1 protein-coding gene is annotated in these 1,912 nt (G+C 66.6%); it reads right to left on the reverse strand.

What is annotated here, in order from left to right; all coding sequences use genetic code 11:
* Window positions 1–1,875 (reverse strand): type I polyketide synthase (locus tag AAH979_RS42815; protein WP_346263838.1); only part of this gene is annotated, 1,875 nt, incomplete at its 3' end.
* Window positions 1,876–1,912: the final 37 nt, after the last annotated feature.

The raw sequence follows: 1,912 nt of genomic DNA on the forward strand, positions 1-1,912 counted from the left end.
GGTGTTGTGGTGGAGGGTGTCGCTGGTGTTGTGGTGGAGGGTGATGTCGGCGTAGAGGGTGTCGTGGTGGCGCCAGGTGTTGCGTAGGTTTCGGAAAGCGGGTCCGTAGGTGTATCCCGCCGCGTCGGCGGTGGTGTAGAAGTCGTCGACCGGTACTGGTTCGGCGTCTGCGGGTGGCCAGGCCCCGTACTGGGGCCGGCCGGTCTGCCCGGGGTTGTGGGTGAGCATGGCCTCGGCGTGCAGGGTCCAGTCGGCATCCTGGTCGGGACGGCTGTACACCCGAGCGGTATGCCCGCCACCATCCCCGGTGGGTGTGACCACGATCTGTAGGTCACGGTCGTGATCGGCCGGTAGCGGGGCGAGGATCGTCAACTCGGCGATATGGTCAGCGCCGACCTGATCCCCGACCTGGATAAGCCAGTCGATGAACGCGGTCGCCGGCACGATCACCACACCCGCGACAGCATGCTGACGCAGCCAGGACAGCCGATCAGATGACAACCGGCCCGACACGACCGTCGGCCCGTCAGCGACCCTGGCCACCTCCCACCGCAGCCCCCCGCCACCCGGACGCAACCAGTAACGGCGGTGCTGGAACGCATACGTCGGCAGATCGACCAGCCGCCCCGACCGGCCCAACAACACAGGCCAGTCGACCGGCACCCCACGAGTCCACAACCCGCCCACACCCGACAACAACATCCGCACCTGATCACGACCACGACGCATCACCGGAACCGCCGCCACGGCCTCACCGATCATCGCCGTCAGAACAGCATCCGGCCCCACCTCCACCACCGTGGACACACCATTGTCCCGCAACCAGCCGACACAATCAGCGAACCGCACCGCCTGCCGGGCATGCCGCACCCAATAATCCGCACACCCCAACACCTGCCCCGACTCCGGCCGACCGGTCACCCCCGACACCACCGTCAACTCCGGCTCACGCCACCGCACCGACTCCGCAACCTCAGCAAACTCCGCCAGCATCGGCTCCATCAACCGCGAATGAAACGCGTGACTGACCACCAGACGCCGCGACCGCCAACCCCGCACCCCACACTCGACCACCACCCGATCCACCGCCGCCGAAGGACCAGACAACACCACCGACTCCGGCCCGTTCACCGCCGCCACATCAACACCCATCAACTGCGCCAACTCAACCGCGTCAACCTCCGCCGCCTCGACAGCGACCATCCCACCACCAGCACCCAACCCCTGCATCAACCCAGCCCGAGCCGCGACCAACCGACACGCATCCTCCAAATCCAACAACCCCGCGACATGAACAGCCGCCAACTCCCCCACCGAATGACCAACCACCACATCAACCCGCACCCCAAACGACTCCAACAACCGAAACAACGCCACCTCCACAGCAAACAACGCCGGCTGCGTGAACACCGTGTCATCCAAACCCAACCCACCCACCACACCACCAGCCACAACCCCAGCCAAACCCCCCGGCAACAAACCATCAAACCCCGCACACACCCGCCCGAACACCTCAGCAAAAACCGGGAACCCCTCCGCCAACTCCCGACCCATACCCACCCACTGCGCACCCTGACCCGTAAACACCGCCGCCACACCACCCGACGACACCGAACCAAACACCCCCGACCCCACCCGCAACCCCTCCACCACCGACCCACGATCCTCACCCACCACCACCAACCGGTGATCCAACCCCGCCCGAGACAACACGAGGGTCCTGGCCACATCCGGCAACGGCACGTCCCGACCCGCACCCTCCAACCAATCCGCCAACCGCTGCGCCTGCCCCTGCAACGCCGCCCTGCTACCCCCCGACACCACAACCGGCAGCAGAGAATCCGCAGACACGACCGGCAGCGCCGGCCCCTGCATGCCGGAGACCGCCGAGGAGTCCGACAACCCCGGCTGA

Origin of the sequence: Plantactinospora sp. ZYX-F-223, from assembly GCF_039649625.1 — a bacterium.
Lineage (GTDB): Bacteria > Actinomycetota > Actinomycetes > Mycobacteriales > Micromonosporaceae > Plantactinospora.